The 3,671-nt window shown below is 66.2% G+C and carries 3 protein-coding genes; all 3 read left to right on the top strand.

Annotated features, from left to right (window positions below):
* Positions 1-301 precede the first annotated feature (301 nt).
* On the top strand, positions 302-1,282 hold the full coding sequence (locus tag EA346_RS12910) for a hypothetical protein (RefSeq protein ID WP_296759259.1): 981 nt from the start codon (positions 302-304) through the stop codon (positions 1,280-1,282).
* A 339-nt stretch (positions 1,283-1,621) separates the two neighbouring features.
* Positions 1,622-2,584 carry an ATP-binding cassette domain-containing protein gene (locus EA346_RS12905; RefSeq protein WP_296759256.1) on the top strand — a complete coding sequence of 321 codons (963 nt, stop codon included), beginning with the start codon at positions 1,622-1,624 and terminating at the stop codon, positions 2,582-2,584.
* Complete coding sequence (locus EA346_RS12900; protein ID WP_296759254.1) at positions 2,581-3,345, top strand: ABC transporter permease; 765 nt, start codon at positions 2,581-2,583, stop codon at positions 3,343-3,345. The genes EA346_RS12905 and EA346_RS12900 overlap by 4 nt, the downstream gene beginning before the upstream one ends.
* The last annotated feature ends 326 nt before the right edge of the window (positions 3,346-3,671 follow it).

Genomic DNA, 3,671 nt, shown 5'->3' with positions numbered 1-3,671 from the left:
CTAACCCGACCTACAGTTTGCGGCTTTTCATCATCAGGGGTCCCGCGCCCCCCAACGGCATGACAGTTAGCGCCAAAGCTCCACAGGTGGTCGGATTGCCGCTGTCTCAAGGGACGCCCCTGTGGAAGGCCAGCCTCTGGGCGAAGGTCTTTCCCCGTTAGGTCGCCGAGAGGACTCGCCTCCCACAGGGCACGGGTATGCGGGCGGGTGGGAGAGCGTTACGCGGGGGCGGATTCCCAGCGGAGCTTCCGTGATAATCAGGTTTTCGATTGATTTCTCCAATACACATCGAGGGCGCTTGATGAACGCTGTTGCCCAGCAACTGGTCCCGTTTGCAGTGCGCGCACCATCTGGACACAACACCCAGCCCTGGCGCTTCTCGGTGGATGGGGAAACGATCCGGATCTACCCCGACCTGTCCCGACGCCTCCCGGTGGTCGACCCGGACGATCATGCCCTGTTCATCAGCCTGGGCTGCGCGCTCGAGAACCTGGTTGTCGCAGCGGGGCAGCAAGGTCTCTCGGCCAGCGTCGACTACTTCCCCTCCGATGAAACGGACGAATGCCTGCGAGTTCGGCTGTCCGAGGGCGCGCAGAAACCCTCAGATGCCCTGTTTCGTGCCATTCCCGACCGGCAGTCGAACCGCGGAATCTACGATGGGCGAGCGATAGATGAATCCCATCTGGCCCACCTACTGGAGGCCAGCCGTTACGAATCCGTGGGGGTGCGCCCGTTCCGCGTAGGACATCCCGATGCCGAACCGATCATCGGCTTCGTTCGTGACGGCAATGTCGCGCAGTTCAAGGATCCGGCGTTTGTCGAGGAGCTCGTTTCGTGGATCCGGTTTTCCAAGCGGGAGGTCTCCGACCGCGGGGACGGCCTCGCGGCCGAAGCGCTGGGCTTCCCGTCGATTCCGCGCTGGCTCGGCCGTTGGATCATGACGACGCTGGTGACCCCGGCGGGCGAAGCCGCCCGGCAGGAAAAGGCCATCCGCAGTTCCGGCCTGCTGCTGCTCTTCATCGCCCGGATGCATGACAAGCGGCACTGGGTCGATGTCGGTCGCAGCTTCGAGCGCGTCGCGCTGACGGCGACTGCCCTGGGCATCGCACACGCGCACGTCAACATGCCCTGCGAGGTCGAGCCGATTCGCAGGCGGCTGGCTGCGCACCTTGGTTTGGACGCGGGAGAACAGCCCCTGCTGCTGATCCGCCTGGGATTCGCAAGAAAGCGGTTGTCGCCATCCCCCAGAAGGCCCGTCGATCAGGTTTTGCGGCATTCCTAGCGCAAGCCCATGCAACGAGACACGATCACCCGTTGGCCCAATCCACTCGTATCGGAGGAGCGTCGGACGCGTGCGGTTCTGAGATCGGGTAACAGCTCCTTTTCTCAAAATGCCACGCGAGTGATGCGAGCGCGAAAGAACGGATCGTAGGATTCTGGCGCAGGCTCGCGCTGGGTCAGTAACGCGTCCCAGACCGCCTGCGTGCTGCGGACGTCCCGAGTGTTTCCCTCGGGCTCGGATCCATCATCGATGCCTTGCCCTGCCGCCCCTGCTTGCCTTTATCTGGCCCCGTCGCTTGAATGAAAGGGGAATACCTGACGCCGGAGTGTTGGAGTGCTGATGAGCCGCGCGATCGAAGTGGAAGGGCTGGTGCGAGACTTTGGCGGCACGCGCGCCCTGGACGGCGTGAACCTGAGCGTGCCGACCGGCCAGGTGCTGGGTCTGCTGGGCCCGAACGGCGCCGGCAAGACCACCGTGGTCCGAACCCTGGCCACGCTGCTGGCCCCCACTGCTGGAAGGGCGTGGGTCGGCGGCTTCGACGTCGTTCGGGAGGCGGCGCGGGTGCGGGAAATCATCGGCCTGACCGGGCAGTATGCGTCGGTCGACGAGAAGCTGACCGGGCGCGAGAACCTGATCCTGATCGGCCGCCTGCTGGGACTGAAGCGCGCGGAAGCGAAGGCGCGTGCGGATGCGCTGCTGGCGGATTTTTCCCTGGAAGAGGCCGCGCGCCGGCCCGCCCAGACCTATTCGGGCGGCATGCGCCGACGGCTGGACCTGGCGGCCAGCCTGGTAGGGCGTCCGCGCATTTTGTTCCTGGACGAGCCTTCCACAGGGCTGGACCCCCGGGCACGGCGCGACCTGTGGCATCGCGTCCGCCAGTTGCAGGCGGACGGCACGACCGTCCTGTTGACCACCCAGTATCTCGAAGAGGCGGATGCCCTCGCCGACTCCATTGTCGTGCTGGATCAGGGCCGGGTCATCGCCGAAGGCACGTCCGCCGAGCTCAAGGCACGGGTTGGCGCGCGCACCCTGTACGTGACCGTATCCGACCCGGCGGTGGCCGCACGCGCCGCCGAACAAATCACCGCGGTTGTGGGCGTGCAGGCGCAGGTGGACGGCGATCAGATCAGCGCCCCGGTACAGGACCCGGGGCTGCTTCCGGCCGTGTTGCGAGCCCTGGACGAGACCGGCATCGAAGTCGCGGAGCTGGGCCTGCGCGGGGCGAGCCTGGACGACGTATTCCTCGCGCTGACCGGCCACAGCGGCCACTTCGAACCCACTGCATCGGAGGACGCCGCATGAATGGCTTGCAGCAGACGCTCACGCTGGCCTGGCGCAGCCTGGTGCAGGTGCGGCGCAACCCCTGGGAGCTGGGCGACTACAGCATCCAGCCGATCCTGTTCCTGGTGCTGTTTCTGTACGTCTTCGGCGGGGCGATCGCGGGCTCGCCGGACGACTACCTGGAATTCGTGCTGCCCGGGGTCATCGTGATGAACATGATGTTCGTCACGGTCTATGTCGGCCACGGCCTGAACACCGACCTGACCCGGGGCGTGTTCGACCGCTTCCGCGCCCTGCCCATCCCGCGCTGGGCCCCGCTGGCCGGGCGCATCCTGGCCGATGTGGTCAAACAGGCGCTTGGCATCGCGCTGCTGCTGGCCGTGGGCTACCTGCTCGGCTTTCGCCTGGCGACATCCATCGCGCACCTGCTGGGCATGGTCGTGCTGGTGCTGGTGTTCGCCGTCGCCTTCTCCTGGGTGATGGTACTGGTCGGAGTGCTGGCGCGCGACCCGGAACACGTGCAACTGTTCGGCTTCACGGCGCTGTTTCCGGTGACCTTCGTCAGCTCCGTCTTCGTGCCAGTGGAGACCATGCCCGAGTGGCTGCAGGGCTTCGTCTACGCCAACCCCGTGTCGTTACTCGCGGACGCGGCGCGCGCACTGATGAACGGCGGCCCGGCCGCGGCCCCGGCACTGGGGTCCCTCCTCTGGGCCCTGGGTATCGCGGTCGTGTTCGCGCCGCTGTCCGTCTACGCCCTCAACCGCCGCCTCGCGCGCGGCTGACTGCGGCACCGACGAATGCCGAAACGAGGGTCCGGGTGGGCTCGCACCACTTTGTCGCGCCTTTGACCTACTCGTGCGCCGTCGTCGGATGCCCTTCCACACTCAGCCGCAGAGCCCGGTCGGCGGCCGCTTGGGGGGCACGCAGCGAACTCATTTCGCTATCGAGTAAGTTCCGCTGACATCGAGCACGATGTCGCCATGGGGCGCGAATCCCTGGCCGGTAAAGCTCCCTCGCCCGGCCCGTCAGAAGCTCAGGGTATAACCGGCCACCAAGAGATCCTGGGCATCGCTCTCATCGCGCGAGGCATAGGTGAGGGAAATCTCTC

Source organism: Thioalkalivibrio sp. (assembly GCF_007692535.1).
Lineage (GTDB): Bacteria > Pseudomonadota > Gammaproteobacteria > Ectothiorhodospirales > Ectothiorhodospiraceae > Thioalkalivibrio.
This window is presented reverse-complemented; position numbering and strand designations above follow the sequence as displayed.